Source organism: Streptomyces sp. NPDC059452, from assembly GCF_042750035.1.
Lineage (GTDB): Bacteria > Actinomycetota > Actinomycetes > Streptomycetales > Streptomycetaceae > Streptomyces.
On the sequence record NZ_JBHYVE010000019.1, the window covers coordinates 79,412 to 93,013 of the forward strand.

A 13,602-nucleotide genomic window follows, 5' to 3' on the forward strand; every position below is an offset into this window, starting at 1 on the left:
AGGGGCCTGTTCAGCGCCCACCGTCGTAGGGGCCCTGCTCAGCGCCCACCGTTGTACGGGCCGTAGGGCCCGTCGCTGCTGGAACCGCCCCGGCGGCCACCGCCGCCACCGCCCGAGACCTCCTTGATCGCGGGCCGTACGTCGACCATGAACACGATCGACGCGACCACACCCGCGAGCTGAAGGAAGAGGAAGAAGGGGTAGAGGTTCACAGCGATGGCGACGCCGAGAATGATCAGCCAGAAGGACTTCTTCTTCTTGTCGGCGGCACGGTAGGCGTCCTCCCGGGCGGTCGCCGCGAAGACGAAAGCGACCACGGCCAGCACCAGCATCGCCAGATAGAGGAGCTGGATGAGTGAGCCGAATCCTGCGAGCAACATGGTGTACCGCCTAGTGAGTGGATGAGCGCCCTGCGGCCAAGGTACCGGGACAACGAACCGGCCACCCGTAAAGGTGCCCGCCCCGCGCCCCGGTCACGCTTCGGACCCGCCGGACGGAGCTGGCGGGGTCCGGGTCACTTGTCGGCGGGCGGCGGGGTCTTCTTGGCCGCGGGCTTCCGCGGGGCGGGAGCCTTCTTGGCGGGGGCGGCCTTGGCCTCGACGGGCGCGGCCTTGGTCTCCACAGGCGCGACGGGCTCGGCCTCCGCAGGCGCGGGCTTCACGGCCGTCGGCTTCACGGCGGCGGCCTTGGGCTCACTCCTGGTAGCGGCAGGCTTGGGCTCGCTCTTCGTCGCGGCGGGCTTCGGCTCGGCCTCCACGACGGCGGCGATCTCGACGATCTCGTCGGCCGTCTCACCGCGCCAGGTTCGTACGGTCTGCTCGCCGTGCTCAGCGACCTTCTCGTACGTCTCCCGGGCCCGCACCGCGTACTCGGCGGCGATGCCCACACTGCGCAGGGCCAGGTCCTGAGCGCTCTCGCCGAGCTTCTTCAGGTCGGCGGCGTCGAACGAGCCGAACACCTCGGTGACCTTCGCCTGCACGGTGGCCTGGGCCTCCTTGGCCTGCGTGGTCACCTTCTCCTGCACGGCCTTGGGGTCGGTGTTGCGTACGGCCTCGAACCGCTCGGGCGCCTCGGCCCGCAGCTGCTCGATCAGCGCCGGGACCTTACGCGCCTGCTGCACGGCCAGGTCGGCGGTGCCGGCGGCGAAGTAGAGGGGGGTGCGGTCGGTGAGGGTCTTGCGCAGGTCATCGGTGATGGCCATGACTGTGGTCCTCCCGGATCATCAGAACCAGCTGCTAGCTGTGAGGGTGGTCGTCTTTCCTGGCGTCTTCTTCGGCATCCGCACCGGCTCCGTCGCCGATACCGGCTCCAGCATCGCGCTCCGCGCCCGCCTTGCCCGTCTCATCCGTCTCGGTCGCGCCGGTCATCTCATCAGCCTCGTCCGAGTCGTCCGCCTTATCCGCCTCATCCGCTTCGGGCACGAACCCGTTCTCGCGGCGGAAGGAGTCGTAGATCTGCAGCAGGACGTTCTTCTGCCGCTCGTTGATCGACGGATCGGCCAGAATGACCGCCCGCGTCTCCAACTCCTCCCGCTCCCGCTCGTCGAGGATTCCCGCCCGTACGTAGAGGGTCTCGGCCGAGATCCGCAGCGCCTTGGCCACCTGCTGCAACACGTCCGCACTGGGCTTGCGCAGGCCGCGCTCGATCTGGCTGAGATACGGGTTCGACACCCCGGCGGCATCGGCGAGCTGCCGCAGCGAGAGCTGCGCGGCACGGCGCTGCTCCCGGAGGTACTCACCGAGATTGCCGACGTTGAGTGATGCCATGACTCGATACTGCAACACCTCTGCTAACTATTGCAAGCACATGCTTGCAAAAGTGTCGCACACCACGCGTCGCGGGCCGTGTCAGTCCTGAGTGCGACACTGCGATCCATGTCGCTTGCCGAACTCAGTCTTGACCAGTGGCGGTCCTTCGAGCTGCCTGCCGCACGTCGCATCGCCCAAGAGGCCGCGCACCAGGTGGACGGCCACGTGACCGCCGTGGAGACCGTTGAGCATCTCGGTGCTCCGCTGCACCGGGTTCGGATCGAGCGGGACAGTCAGGAGTTCGCCCTGATACCCGGCGGCACAGTGACGCTCGGATTTGATCTCAACGCCTGGCAGCCGACGCCTGAGCAGGCCGCCGACTATGCGGAGAGCCTGGATCAGGGCTTTGGCCAGGGCCCCGATCTGCGAGCCCACCTCGCGCAGGTGCTCAGCCCCCGCCGGAACGTCATTCTGGCCACGGTGCTCATGGCCGTGGAGGACGAGAACCTGACCGAACCGCCTGCCGACATGCCGGCCGTCCTCGCGGCCCGTGGTCTGCGGATGCCGAGCTCCGACGAGTGGGAGCACGCCTGCGGAGCGGGCGCGGACACGCTGTTCCGGTGGGGCAATGACTGCCCCCTCGACCGCATCCCCTACGGAGACCGCACCGGCCCGCATGAGCAGCTGAACGGCTTCGGCCTGCGCATCGCCTACGACACCTACCGCACGGAGCTGACGAGCGACATCACCGCGGCCCATGGCGGTGACGGTGGCGAGTCGGTGTGCGGGGGGTATGGCCGCATGCTGGCATGGCTGCCCCTGGCCACCGCCAACCGCAACCCCGCCATGGCCGAGTTCGCGTACGGCCCGGACGGTGAAGGCATCTGCGAGGACTTCTCCACTCGGCCTGTACTCACGCTCTGAGCCTTCTGCCCGAATGGTGGGTCGGGGACCGTCAGCACCGTTCGAGCTGGATGCCAGGGTCAGTCGGTGGGCGTGTAGCTGAGGCGTTGCACCAAGTTGTCCTCGAACTTGTCCGTGATCTCCCTGCCGTTGACCACGAGGCGCATCGCACCCGAGTCGCCCAGGATGACGTCGATCCGGTCGGTGTCCTTGAACGTCTTGGTCTCGCCCTTCTCCAAAAGCCCGTCGTACAGCACGTCACCCTTGCTGTCCTTCGCCGAGAGCCACGCGCGGCGGCCCTCGGCGGTGGCCGTCACCGTGACCTCGCTCTTGCCCTCGCCCTGGCCCTTGTCCTGGCCCTGGCCCTTGTCCTCGTCGCCGTTGTCTTCCTCCGTCGTGGGTGTGGTCGGCTGCGACGTCGTGTCCGGGGTCGGGCCCGCCGTTCCGGTGGTGGAGGTCTTCGCCCCGGCCGACGGGGACCCGGCGGTGCTGCCTCCGGAGTTGAGCAAGGCGGCCCCACCGAACCCGGCGGCGCCCAGTACGACGGCGGCGACGGCCGCGATGACCAGTCGGGACCCGGGCCTACGGCGGCCGGCCGCCCCGGCCCGTTGCGGCGCAGGGGGCTGTCGCGGCGGGGCGGGGACGGTGTCCAGGCGGTGGATACCGTCGGCGGACAGGGCGGTGGGGGTCGGCGTGACCTGCACATCGGCCGGGGCACCGATCGGGGCATCGGCCGGGGCACCTACCGGGGCATCGACCGGGACCGGCGCGGGCGTCCCCTCCATCGCCCGCGCGGGCGAAGTGCTCTGGTACTGCCGGATCCGCTCGACCTCGGCCCTCATCGTCGCGGCGTCCGGGAAGCGGTCCTCCGGTGCCTTGGCCAGGGACCGGGCGACCAGCGCCTCCACCTCCGGAGGTACGTCCGCGCCCAGCGAGGCCAGGGCGGGCGGCTCCGCGGTGACGTGCAGATAGCCGATCCGGAAGCCCGAGTCGGCGTCGAACGGCACGGCCCCGGCGAGCAGTTGGAACAGCACGATGCCGGTCGCGTACAGGTCGCAGCGCCCGTCGACGGCGCGGCCCGGCTCGAACTGCTCCGGCGCCATGTAGTGCGGGGTACCGATGGTGAAGCCCGTACCGGTCAGCGCAGTGCCCTGGTGGTCGAGGGCGCGGGCGATACCGAAGTCCATGACCTTCACCGCGCCGCTCGCCGTGACCATCACGTTGGCCGGCTTGATGTCGCGGTGGACCATGCCGCGCGCGTGGCTGGCCTCCAGCGCGGCAAGGATGCCGGACACGAACCGCAACACCATGGTCAGGGGCAACACGCCGGGCACGGGCGGCAGCCACTCGGCCAGGGGCTTGCCGTCGAGGTGCTCCATGACGAGGTACGGGACGCTGCCCGTGGCCAGTTCCTCCTCGCCCACGTCGTGGATCACCACGACGTTCGGGTGGTTGATGGCGGCCACGGCCCGCGCCTCGCGCCGGAACCGTTCACGGCTCTGCGGGTCCGCGGCGACGACGGAGTTCATCGTCTTGACCGCTACGACCCGGTCGAGTTCCGTGTCCCGAGCACGGTGAACGGCCGCCATGCCGCCCTCACCGATCAGCTCTTCGATGACGTACCGGCCACGGCCGATCGACCGACCCGGCCCGATGCTTGCGGACACGCCCATCACCCCCATGACCAGGGAAGGATAGCGGCGCCGCCGGACAGGAATCGTGAAGGGCCGGAGTCGGCCAAGTTCACAACATCTCTTCTGAAACAACTGATGCAGGTCCAGCCGTACGCCAACTGGCATCAGTACGGAGAGAGTTGATCGGTCGGCTGCGGTCACCCTGAAGAGCACCCCGGGCAGAGCTTCGTTCGTTAATCTCGAATCGCAGATCGCAGATCGCAGATCTCGAATCTCGAATCTCGAATCGCGCCATCAGCATCTCGGAGACAACCTGAGGGGATTCCATGGCAGTTGAGCGGATCTGGCTGGACGTTCCCTTCGCCGAGAAGGACGAGGCGAAGAAGGGCGGGGCACGCTGGGACCCTGCCGCCAAGCGCTGGTACGCACCCCGCGCCGGGATGGCGGAACTTCAGCGCTGGGCGCCCGCCCCGGACGTCCCCGACCTGCTGCCCGGCGAGAACCGGGCCCTCGGCAGCGAGCTCTTCGTCGACCTGGTGCCCAGCACCTGCTGGTTCACCAACGTCCGCTCCTGCGTGGCCCAGAGGGACTGGGAACGCCTCCGCCGCATGATCACCCGGCGGGCCGGACGGCGCTGCGAGATCTGCGGGGCCGCCGAGGACCGCGCGGCCAAGCGGTGGCTGGAGGCCCATGAGCGGTGGGCCTTCGACCACGTGGCAGGGGTGCAGACCCTCAAGCGGCTGATCTGTCTGTGCACCGACTGCCATACGGTCACGCATTTCGGTTACGCGCAGGTCCGCGGGATCGAGGCGCAGGCCTTCGCGCATCTGGTGAAGGTCACCGGGATGAGCGAGTCACAGGCCCACCGGCACGTCAGGGACGCTTTCACGCTGTGGGAAGAGCGCTCGCAGACCGTCTGGAGCCTGGACCTGGGAATCCTGACGAACGCCGGGATCACCCTCGCCCCACCCCCCGAGGCGAAGGACCGTGCCCGCGTCGCGGAGAAGACCCTCCGTTCGGGCGGCGGCACGATCCCGGCCCAGGTCGACGCCGAGGTCACGGCCGAAGCCCTTCGTCCCGTACCTCCCTCGGACCGCATGCCACCCCCTGCGCGGACCGGTTCAGGGAACTGATCAGCGCCTCCAGCCCCTCTGCCTGAGAGGTGCGCTCCCCCGGCAGTTGACCTTCACCTTGGGGCAGGCCACAGCATCGGTGGAGCCGGGCGACGTGCCCGGCATGAGGGAGGAGCGGGGCATGGGGCTGCTGACCATCGGTACGTTCGCGAAGGCGTCCCGTCTGTCGCCGAAGGCGCTGCGCCTCTACGACGAGCTCGGACTGCTGACCCCCGCCCGCGTCGACCCGGTGAGCGGCTACCGCCTGTACGCACCGGAACAGCTCGACCGGGCCCGGCTGGTCGCCTGGCTCCGCCGGCTGGGGATGCCCCTGGCCCGTATCCAGCACATCGGCACGCTGGAGCCGGCTGCGGCGGCCCAGGAGATCCGTACGTTCTGGGCCCAGGTCGAGGCCGACACCGCCGCGCGGCGAGACCTCGCCTCCTTCCTCATCGACCATCTGTCACGGAAGGACTCCGCCATGTCCCAGGCCACCACCCCGCTGGAAATCCGTTACGCCGCCCTGTCCGACCCGGGCCTCGCGCGCAGCGGCAATCAGGACACCGTCCACGCCGGTGCCCGCCTGCTCGCCGTCGCCGACGGCTACGGCAGCGAAGGGGCCCGGGCGAGCGCGGCCGCCGTCGACGCGCTCAGGCACCTCGAAACGGACGGCCTCCCGGCGGGGAGTCTCCTCGATGTCCTCGAAGACGCCGTCGAGCTGGCCCAGCATGCTGTGAACGGCTCCGCCGGGAGTGGGACTGGGACCGGAGCCGAGGCCGGGACCACCACATCCGCATCAACCACCTCTGCCGCCTCGTCCTCCTCTCCCGCCTCTCCCGAAGAAGTCGGTACGACGCTGACCGCGATGCTCTGGACCGGGTCGCAGCTCGCCCTCGTCCACATCGGCGACTCCCGCGTCCACCTCCTGCGGGACGGAGAACTGTTCCAGATGACGCACGACCACACCCTGGTGCAGTCGATGGTCGACGAAGGGCGCCTCACCCCGGAGGAGGCCGCCGCCCATCCCCAGCGGTCGCTGCTGCTGCGCGCCCTGGGCCCGGGCGCCGGCGGACGCCCCGATCTGCACCTCCACGACGCCCGTCGGGGAGACCGGTACCTGCTCTGCTCCGACGGACTGTCGACCGTCGTGACCACCGAGGAGATCCACCGCGTGCTCTCCGGGACCGGCGACCCCGAGCAGGCCGTCCGCGAACTCGTCGCCCTCGCCAACGGCTCCGGCGGCCCCGACAACGTCAGCTGCGTGGTCGCCGATGTCGTGGAGACCCAGGAGTAGCCACTTTTTTGTGGGTACTTGGCAGTCGTCGCCGGTCGAACCATCCTGGAGGAGGGCGTTCGGACCAGGGGTGACGCGGCAAGGAAAGGGAGCGGAGGAGAAGAGTGCTTCAGGAGGCCGAGCGGGTCTCCGTCAGTCCCTCCAGGCGGCGATGGCCCCAGTCCGAGAGGGAGTTGAGCAGCTCGGAGAGTTCCCGGCCGTTCCCGGTCAGGGAGTACGTCGTCTTCAGCGGCAGCACGTCGTGCACCTGCCGGTGCACCAGCCCGTCGGCCTCCATCTCGCGGAGCGCCTGAGTCAGCACCTTCTCGCTGAGGCCCGGCAGCGCCCGGCGCAGTTCGCCGGGGCGGCGCGGGCCGGATTCCAACTGCCAGATCAGGGACGTCTTCCACTTCCCGTCGATCACCGCGATCGCGGCGGTCACCCCACAGACGTTCACGTCCTGGGCACGGCTGCGCGTCATCTTCGCCCCCTTCATCGACAAGTCACCGATCATTTTACGGAGTTGAGCCATGTCCCTACCGAACGAACGAGACGCACAGCCCACGCAGTCCGCCAAAGCCGATACCGATGCCAATGCCAATGCCAAAGCCGATGCCGCCGTCACCGTCATCGGGCTGGGGCCGATGGGCCGGGCCCTGGCAGGCGCGTTCCTGGCGGCCGGGGTGCGGACCACGGTCTGGAACCGGACGCCGGGGCGGGACCGGGCGCTGGTCGAACGGGGGGCGATCAGCGCCCGGACCGCCGAGGAGGCCGTGGCCGCGAGCGCGCTGACCGTGGTCTGCGTGGTCAACTACGACGCGGTGGACGGCATTCTGCGGCGCGACGCGGTCACCGCCGCGCTCAAGGGGCGCACGGTGGTCAACCTGACGGCCGACACCCCGGACCGGGCCCGGGACGCCGCCGCGTGGGCGGCCGAGCACGGTGTCCGTTACCTGGACGGGGCGATCATGACGCCGACCGTGACCATCGGTACGCCGAACGGCGTCTTCATCTACAGCGGCCCCGAGGACCTCTACCGCGAGCACCGGACCGTGCTGGACACACTGAGCGGCACCCACACCCACCTCGGCGAGAAGATCTGCCGGGCGGCGGCCTACGACATCGCGCTGCTCGACATCTTCTGGACCGCGATGGCGGGCTTCAACCACGCCCTGGCGGTGGCCCGGGCCGAGGGGATCACCGCCCGGGAGCTGGCCCCCTTCGCCGCGGGGATCGGCGCGATCCTCCCGGCGGTCTTCGAAGGGGTCGCGGAGGAGGTGGACCGGGGGGAGTTCTCCGACGAGGGCAGCCCGCTCACCTCCACGGCCTCGACCATGGCCCACGTCATCCACACCTCCGAGGCCCACGGCATCGACGCGGGCGTGATGCGCGCGGCGGAGGGCCTCGCCCGCCAGGCCATCGGACGCGGCCATGGCGCCGAAGGGTTCCACCGGGTGGCGGAGCTGCTGGGGCGGAGCTGAGCAAGTGGCTTCAGATTTACGTTGGTCGAGCGGGCCGGGTGCGCTGCGCCCGGGCCGCTCGACTCCCGGGCCGCTCGACTCCCGGCCCGCTCGGCTCCCGGGCCCGAGGCCGCAGCAGCCCGTTCACACGACTGACAAGCAGACGTCACACCCGTACGGAATGCACCCCCGGCAGCCGCCCGTTGGTACCGGTATGGCCATAGGAGTAGCACTCAACGCATCCGATGCCGACAACGAGATCGACGCCACCGTGGAGCTCGCCCGGGAGGCCGCGGCCGCCGGGCTGCGGTCGGCGTGGTTCGGGCAGCGCTTCAGCGTGGACTCGCCCGCGCTCGCCGGAATCGTCGGGCGGGAGGTGCCGGGCCTCCAGGTGGGGACCTCTGCCATCCCCGTCTTCGGCCGCCACCCCCTCCTGGTGTCCAGCCAGGCCCAGACCGCCCAGGCCGCCACCCACGGCCGCTACCACCTCGGGCTCGCGCTCGGCGCCCGGCACCTCGTCGAGGGCGGCTTCGGTATCCCCTTCGAACGGCCCATCGCCCGCCTGCGTGAATTCCTCATCGCCCTGCGGCAGTTGACGGAGACCGGCACCGCCGACTTCCGCGGTGAGCTGCTCACCGCGGCCACCCCGATCCCGGCCCGCGTCCCGGGAGCCGAGGCCGGGGTGCCGTTGCTCGTCGCCGCGATGGGGCCCCAGGCGCTCCGGGTCAGCGGGGAGCTGGCAGACGGGATCCTGCCCTATCTGGCCGGTCCGCGCGCCCTGGCCGACCACATCGTCCCGGCCGTCACCGCGGCGGCCGAGGCAGCCGGGCGGCCCGCGCCCCGGATCGTCGCGCTGGTCAACGGTGTGGTGACCGACGACGTCGACGCCGTACGGGAGAAGGCCGCCGAACGGCTGGCGTTCTACGAGAAGATCCCGTCCTACATACGCGCCATCGAGCTCTCCGGCGGCCGGCAGGCCATCGATGTGGCGGTGATCGGCAATGAGAAGACGGTCGCGGCGGAGGTACGGCGCTACCGGGACGCGGGCGCCACGGAGGTGGTCTTCGCGGGAACGGAGGTCGCCGGGGACGCCGACCGGCGCCGCACCTGGGCCCTCCTCGGGGAGCTGGCAGCCGGTTGATCGAGGGAGCGACCGGCTGACCGTCGGGGCAGAGGCGGCTGACCGTCAGGGCGCGGGCTGCCCGCCGGGGGCGCCCGTCGCCGTTGCGGCCGCGGCCGCAGCCGCGTAACGGACCGCCAAGTGCGCGAACGCGTCCCCGAGTTCGGGCGGGCCGACGACCTCGATGTCGGCGTCGAACCTCCCGATCGCGGTCGCCAGGCCGGGCCAGGACCACGAGCCCAGCACCAGCCGGCAGCGGTCGGGGCCGAGCTCCTCGACGAATCCGTCGCGGAGGTGGCGCAGGACGTCGGCGGCGGGGAGGCCGAGGATGACCTCCCCGCGGCAGGGCCACCCGTCGAGGCCGTCGGCGGTGCCGGTGGCGGCGGAGCCCCGGAACCGGGCGGTGACGAAGGCCGCCACGCTCCCTCCGGGCAGCTCACGCGGGGTGAAACGGGGGCCGGTGGGGGTGCGCGGGGCGATCCGGTCGGCGCGGAAGGTCCGCCAGTCGTCGCGTTCCAGGTCCCAGGCGACGAGATACCAGCGCCTGCCCCAGGTGACGAGATTGTGCGGCTCGACCCGGCGGGGCGGAGGCGGGGACGAGGAGGGGGATACCGGTACGGATACGGGTTCGAGCCCGGGCGCAGATACGGGTCCGGGTCCACCCCCAGGCCCAGGCCCCGGCACCGACACCCGCCTGTAGTCGAAGCGCAGCACCTCCCGCGCGTGGACCGCCGCGCCGATCGCCATCAGCACGCCGCTCTCCACCGGGGGCGCCGGGCGGTCCTCCGCACGGTCGACCGCCGTGACCCGGAGGCTGTCGACGCGGTGGCGCAGCCGGGCGGGCAGGACCTGGCGGACCGTGTTCAGCGCGCGGGCCGCCGCCTCCTCGATCCCCGCGCCGGTGGCCGTGGCGATCTGGAGCGCGACGGCGAGGGCCACCGCCTGCTCGTCGTCGAAGAGCAGCGGCGGCAGCGCCGTGCCCGCGTCGAGCCGGTACCCCCCGTCCGGGCCCTTCGTGGCCAGCACCGGGTAGCCGAGCTCGCGCAGCCGGTCCACATCGCGGCGCACCGTACGCGGGCTGACGTCCAGCCGCTCGGCCAGCAGCGCCCCCGGCCAGTCCCGGCGCGCCTGGAGGAGGGAGAGCAGCGACAGCAGCCGTGCAGAAGTTTTCGGCATGACATCCATGGTGCACGGAGTAGCGGACACTATCTGTCCTCTTCTCTTGGGATGGTGGTCCCACACCGGAAATCCGGAGAACACGCAAGGCACCGCAAGACATGAAGGCACCGCAAGACATGTAAGACACGCAGAACGCGCAGAACACGCATAACACGTATGACCGGAAGGGCCCGATGACCATGACCTCCTCCTCCCCCGCCCACCCCCTTGTCGTCGACGGCGAACGCGCCGATCTCCTCGCCGAGCTGGCCGACGCGCGAGCCGCCCTGACCGGTACGGTGCGCGGGCTCGGGGACAAGCAGATCGCCGAGCGGCCGACCGTCAGCGGGCTCTGCCTGGGCGGGCTGATCAAGCACGTGGCCTCCACCGAGGAGAGCTGGCTGCGCTTCGTCGTCGACGGCCCCTCCGCGATGTCCTTCGACCTGCCCGAGGGCGTGACCTGGGAGGACTTCGCAGCCGGGACCGCGCATACGTATCCGCAGTGGGCCATCGACCGGCAGAACGACTTCCAGGTGCTGCCCGGCGAGACCCTGGCCGGAATCCTCGCCCGGTACGAGGAGGTCGCCGCCCGCACCGAGAAGACCGTCGCCACCCTCCCCGACCTGTCCGCGACGCACCCGCTGCCCGACGCGCCCTGGAACGAGCCCGGGGCCGTACGCAGTGTGCGCCGGGTACTGCTGCACGTCATCGCCGAGACGACCCAGCACGCCGGGCACGCGGACATCCTGCGCGAGGCGCTCGACGGGCAGACCTCGACATGAGCCGCACGCCCGTCCTCAGCACCCGGGCGCTCAACCGGGCAACGCTCGCACGGCAGTTGCTGCTCGACCGGGCCGACGTACCGCCCCTCGACGCGGTTGCGCACCTGTGCGGACTCCAGGCCCAGGAGCCGCAGGAGCCGTTCACCGGGCTGTGGTCACGACTGCGGGGCTTCCAAGCGGCAGAGCTGTCAGGCCTCTTGATGGACCGTCACGTCGTACGCACCCATCTCATGCGCCGGACCGTCCACCTCGTCGCCGCCGAGGACGTCCTCGCCTGGCGGGCCCGGCACAACGCCATGCTGCGGCAGCGCGTGCTCGGCGTCTACCGCCGCGAGCTCGAAGGGGTCGACCTCGACGAACTCGCGGCGGCCGGGCGGGCGGTGCTGGCCGACGGCGAGCCCCGGTCGATGGCCGAGCTCGCCCGCGCGGTGGCCGACCGCTGGCCGGAACCGGGCAAGCGGCCCCTGGGCGAGATGCTGGTGGCGGGCGTCCTGGCGATGGTGCAGCTGCCGCCGCGCGGGGTGTGGCGTACGAAGGCGGGGGTACGCAACGCGCTGGTCTCGGACTGGCTGGGGCGTGAGGTCGATCCGCTGCCCACGGACGACGGTTCGGACCCGGACGGCGGTTCGGACCCGGTGGGGCAGGCGCTGGTACGGCGTTACCTCGCCGCGTACGGGCCCGCCGCCACCGCCGACGTACGCGCCTGGTCCGGTCTCGCCGGGCTGCCGGGCGCGGTCGCCGCCCTCCGCGGCGAGCTGGTCACCTTCCGCGACGAGCGCGGCCGGGAGCTGCTGGACCTGCCCGACGCGCCGCGCCCGGACCCCGACACCCCCGCTCCCGTACGGTTTCTGCCCGCTTTCGACAATGCAGTCCTCGGCTACGACGACCGCACCCGGATCATCGACGACGCCGACCGGGGCCTGTCGGTCACCGGTGCCCGGATCGTCCTGGTCGACGGCCGGACCGCCGGGACCTGGGACGTGGAGGCGGAGACGGGCACCGTGACGGTCGTGCCGCTGCGGTCGTTCTCCCGCGCCGACCGGGACGCCGTCGCCGAGGAGGGGCGGGAGCTGGCGGCGTTCCTCTCGGACGGGGAGAGCGGGCGGGTACGGGTGGCCGCTTCGGCGTGAGCCGGTGGTGGCTGGGCCCACGTGTGAGCCGGTGCTGCCCGAGCCGTCTCAGCCGCGCCTTCCGGTCGCTCCGGTCGCTCCGGTCGCTCCGGTCGTGTCGGCGACACCGGGGTGGGCGGGTTCCAGGAGCTGGACGAGCAGTGCGCGCAGTTCGTCCTCGCCGCCGGGGCCGAGCAGCTCCGCCACCTCCGCCGCCAGCAGGTCCACCGCCTCCGCGACCGTCTTCAGCCGGGCGTGCCCGAGCTCGGTGAGCTCCAGGGCGTGGCGGCGCCGGTCGTGCGGGTCGCGTCCCCGGTGGACCAGGCCGCCGTCGACGAGCTCGTCCACCAGTTGTGAGGTGGCGGGCCCGGTGATGGCCAGCTCCTGGGCGAGCCGCTGCTGCGGGCAGGGGCCGGAGGTGGCGAGGACGGACAACGGGCCGTAGTGGCGCACCCGCAGCCCGGTCCCGGCCAGCTTCTCGTCGCCGAGCCTGCGCAGCCGGTGGTGGGCCTGTTCGACGAGGTGGCCGGTGCCCTGCACGAGGTCCTGGGTGCCCTGCGGGAGCAGCCGGGCCAGCAGGGTGTCGAGGCGGGACACCTGCTCGACGCTGAGGGCGGCGGTGAGCCGCGCGTCCCGCTCGGCGACCGCGCGGCGGCCGGTCGCCACGGCGGAGCGGCCCGCGTCGGTCAGGGAGAGGATGTACTGGCGGCGGTTGTCCGGGTTCCGGGTGCGCACCACCTGGCCCCGGCCCTCCAGGCGGTCGATGACGCCGACCATGATGGTCCGGTTGATACCGAGGCGCTCGGCCAGGTCGAGCTGGGAGACCCAGTCGCCTCCGGTGAGGGCGTCGAGGACGAGGAAGTCCCGGGAGCCGTCCTCCGGTCCGTCCGCGCGGGCCGTGAACCGGGCGAACACCCGGCGCAGGAGATAGCCGACGAAACCGGTGAGCGCTTCGGGCAGAGCCCCGGCGACCTCGGCCGTGGCCTCGGCCGAGACGTCCGCCCCGGTCTCCGAAACGGGGCCTCGCGTCGCGTCGGGCTCGACTCGCACGATCGTCACTCCCCTTCGGAACCGGGTGACCGAGTATACGGCGGGCAGCCCCGCCCGACCGGGCCCCGATCACCGGCCCGCCACCCCCGCACCGGCCCGACGCCCCCGCCAACCGCCCACCGCTCCTCCGGACGCCGGAACCCCGCCCGGAGGGGGCCCGGGCGGGGCGGCGGATGGACCGTCTCCGGTCCGCTGGTGGGCGGCATGAATCGGCTAGCGGGGCTGCGGCGCGGCTGCGGCTGAGGTACGGCTG

General features: G+C 71.6%; 14 protein-coding genes. 7 read left to right on the forward strand and 7 right to left on the reverse strand.

What is annotated here, in order from left to right; genetic code table 11:
- Positions 1 to 38: 38 nt before the first annotated feature.
- From ACFW9Z_RS24085 to ACFW9Z_RS24095, 3 genes are all read right to left on the reverse strand, one after another.
- The gene (locus ACFW9Z_RS24085; protein WP_384644284.1) at positions 39 to 380 is read right to left on the reverse strand and encodes a DUF2516 family protein; all 342 of its coding nucleotides are present in this window, start codon (positions 378 to 380) and stop codon (positions 39 to 41) included.
- Positions 381 to 514: 134 nt separating this feature from the next.
- Positions 515 to 1,201 (reverse strand): hypothetical protein, encoded by a 687-nt coding sequence (locus ACFW9Z_RS24090; RefSeq protein ID WP_384644286.1) that lies wholly within the window; start codon positions 1,199 to 1,201, stop codon positions 515 to 517.
- A gap of 34 nt (positions 1,202 to 1,235) precedes the next feature.
- The gene (locus tag ACFW9Z_RS24095; protein WP_384644288.1) at positions 1,236 to 1,766 is read right to left on the reverse strand and encodes a helix-turn-helix domain-containing protein; all 531 of its coding nucleotides are present in this window, start codon (positions 1,764 to 1,766) and stop codon (positions 1,236 to 1,238) included.
- 108 nt (positions 1,767 to 1,874) lie between these two features.
- Between ACFW9Z_RS24095 and ACFW9Z_RS24100 the strand changes: the two genes are divergently transcribed.
- Positions 1,875 to 2,672: a hypothetical protein gene (locus ACFW9Z_RS24100; protein ID WP_384644290.1), complete on the forward strand. Its 798-nt coding sequence runs from the start codon at positions 1,875 to 1,877 to the stop codon at positions 2,670 to 2,672.
- A 59-nt stretch (positions 2,673 to 2,731) separates the two neighbouring features.
- Here ACFW9Z_RS24100 and ACFW9Z_RS24105 read toward each other — a convergent pair whose 3' ends face one another.
- A complete protein-coding gene (locus tag ACFW9Z_RS24105; protein ID WP_384644292.1) occupies positions 2,732 to 4,318 on the reverse strand; it encodes a RodZ domain-containing protein in 1,587 nt (528 codons plus the stop codon).
- A 293-nt stretch (positions 4,319 to 4,611) separates the two neighbouring features.
- Here ACFW9Z_RS24105 and ACFW9Z_RS24110 point away from each other — a divergent pair, with 293 nt between their 5' ends.
- Together ACFW9Z_RS24110 and ACFW9Z_RS24115 are read left to right on the forward strand one after the other, a co-directional pair.
- Positions 4,612 to 5,418 carry a DUF5710 domain-containing protein gene (locus ACFW9Z_RS24110; RefSeq protein WP_384644294.1) on the forward strand — a complete coding sequence of 269 codons (807 nt, stop codon included), beginning with the start codon at positions 4,612 to 4,614 and terminating at the stop codon, positions 5,416 to 5,418.
- A gap of 121 nt (positions 5,419 to 5,539) precedes the next feature.
- Positions 5,540 to 6,691, forward strand: coding sequence for a protein phosphatase 2C domain-containing protein (locus ACFW9Z_RS24115; protein WP_384644473.1), 1,152 nt, complete (start codon positions 5,540 to 5,542; stop codon positions 6,689 to 6,691).
- A 109-nt stretch (positions 6,692 to 6,800) separates the two neighbouring features.
- On the opposite strand, the gene ACFW9Z_RS24120 is transcribed toward ACFW9Z_RS24115, so the two are convergent.
- Positions 6,801 to 7,151, reverse strand: coding sequence for a winged helix-turn-helix transcriptional regulator (locus ACFW9Z_RS24120; RefSeq protein WP_384644296.1), 351 nt, complete (start codon positions 7,149 to 7,151; stop codon positions 6,801 to 6,803).
- Between the two features lie 49 nt (positions 7,152 to 7,200).
- Between ACFW9Z_RS24120 and ACFW9Z_RS24125 the strand changes: the two genes are divergently transcribed.
- Together ACFW9Z_RS24125 and ACFW9Z_RS24130 are read left to right on the forward strand one after the other, a co-directional pair.
- Positions 7,201 to 8,151: an NAD(P)-dependent oxidoreductase gene (locus ACFW9Z_RS24125; RefSeq protein WP_384644298.1), complete on the forward strand. Its 951-nt coding sequence runs from the start codon at positions 7,201 to 7,203 to the stop codon at positions 8,149 to 8,151.
- Between the two features lie 193 nt (positions 8,152 to 8,344).
- Positions 8,345 to 9,271, forward strand: coding sequence for an LLM class F420-dependent oxidoreductase (locus ACFW9Z_RS24130; protein WP_384644300.1), 927 nt, complete (start codon positions 8,345 to 8,347; stop codon positions 9,269 to 9,271).
- A gap of 45 nt (positions 9,272 to 9,316) precedes the next feature.
- Here the strand turns inward: ACFW9Z_RS24130 and ACFW9Z_RS24135 are convergent, their stop codons facing one another.
- On the reverse strand, positions 9,317 to 10,426 hold the full coding sequence (locus tag ACFW9Z_RS24135; RefSeq protein ID WP_384644302.1) for a helix-turn-helix transcriptional regulator: 1,110 nt from the start codon (positions 10,424 to 10,426) through the stop codon (positions 9,317 to 9,319).
- Between the two features lie 176 nt (positions 10,427 to 10,602).
- On the opposite strand from ACFW9Z_RS24135, the gene ACFW9Z_RS24140 reads away from it, so the two are divergent.
- Both ACFW9Z_RS24140 and ACFW9Z_RS24145 read left to right on the forward strand, forming a co-directional pair.
- The gene (locus tag ACFW9Z_RS24140) at positions 10,603 to 11,190 is read left to right on the forward strand and encodes a DinB family protein (protein WP_384644304.1); all 588 of its coding nucleotides are present in this window, start codon (positions 10,603 to 10,605) and stop codon (positions 11,188 to 11,190) included.
- Positions 11,187 to 12,320 (forward strand): winged helix DNA-binding domain-containing protein, encoded by a 1,134-nt coding sequence (locus ACFW9Z_RS24145; protein ID WP_384644306.1) that lies wholly within the window; start codon positions 11,187 to 11,189, stop codon positions 12,318 to 12,320. Before ACFW9Z_RS24140 ends, ACFW9Z_RS24145 begins: the two co-directional genes overlap by 4 nt.
- Before the next feature lie 48 nt (positions 12,321 to 12,368).
- On the opposite strand, the gene ACFW9Z_RS24150 is transcribed toward ACFW9Z_RS24145, so the two are convergent.
- Positions 12,369 to 13,358 (reverse strand): MarR family winged helix-turn-helix transcriptional regulator, encoded by a 990-nt coding sequence (locus ACFW9Z_RS24150; RefSeq protein WP_384644308.1) that lies wholly within the window; start codon positions 13,356 to 13,358, stop codon positions 12,369 to 12,371.
- Positions 13,359 to 13,602: the final 244 nt, after the last annotated feature.

What these genes read in the sequence shown, in the direction of transcription:
- ACFW9Z_RS24100 (WP_384644290.1), top strand. Translation starts at nt 1,875, where the DNA reads ATGTCGCTTGCCGAACTCAGTCTTGACCAGTGGCGGTCCTTCGAGCTG.
- ACFW9Z_RS24095 (WP_384644288.1), bottom strand. Translation starts at nt 1,766, where the DNA reads ATGGCATCACTCAACGTCGGCAATCTCGGTGAGTACCTCCGGGAGCAG.
- ACFW9Z_RS24135 (WP_384644302.1), bottom strand. Translation starts at nt 10,426, where the DNA reads ATGCCGAAAACTTCTGCACGGCTGCTGTCGCTGCTCTCCCTCCTCCAG.
- ACFW9Z_RS24130 (WP_384644300.1), top strand. Translation starts at nt 8,345, where the DNA reads ATGGCCATAGGAGTAGCACTCAACGCATCCGATGCCGACAACGAGATC.
- ACFW9Z_RS24085 (WP_384644284.1), bottom strand. Translation starts at nt 380, where the DNA reads ATGTTGCTCGCAGGATTCGGCTCACTCATCCAGCTCCTCTATCTGGCG.
- ACFW9Z_RS24145 (WP_384644306.1), top strand. Translation starts at nt 11,187, where the DNA reads ATGAGCCGCACGCCCGTCCTCAGCACCCGGGCGCTCAACCGGGCAACG.
- ACFW9Z_RS24125 (WP_384644298.1), top strand. Translation starts at nt 7,201, where the DNA reads ATGTCCCTACCGAACGAACGAGACGCACAGCCCACGCAGTCCGCCAAA.
- ACFW9Z_RS24115 (WP_384644473.1), top strand. Translation starts at nt 5,540, where the DNA reads ATGGGGCTGCTGACCATCGGTACGTTCGCGAAGGCGTCCCGTCTGTCG.
- ACFW9Z_RS24090 (WP_384644286.1), bottom strand. Translation starts at nt 1,201, where the DNA reads ATGGCCATCACCGATGACCTGCGCAAGACCCTCACCGACCGCACCCCC.
- ACFW9Z_RS24110 (WP_384644294.1), top strand. Translation starts at nt 4,612, where the DNA reads ATGGCAGTTGAGCGGATCTGGCTGGACGTTCCCTTCGCCGAGAAGGAC.
- ACFW9Z_RS24120 (WP_384644296.1), bottom strand. Translation starts at nt 7,151, where the DNA reads ATGACGCGCAGCCGTGCCCAGGACGTGAACGTCTGTGGGGTGACCGCC.
- ACFW9Z_RS24140 (WP_384644304.1), top strand. Translation starts at nt 10,603, where the DNA reads ATGACCATGACCTCCTCCTCCCCCGCCCACCCCCTTGTCGTCGACGGC.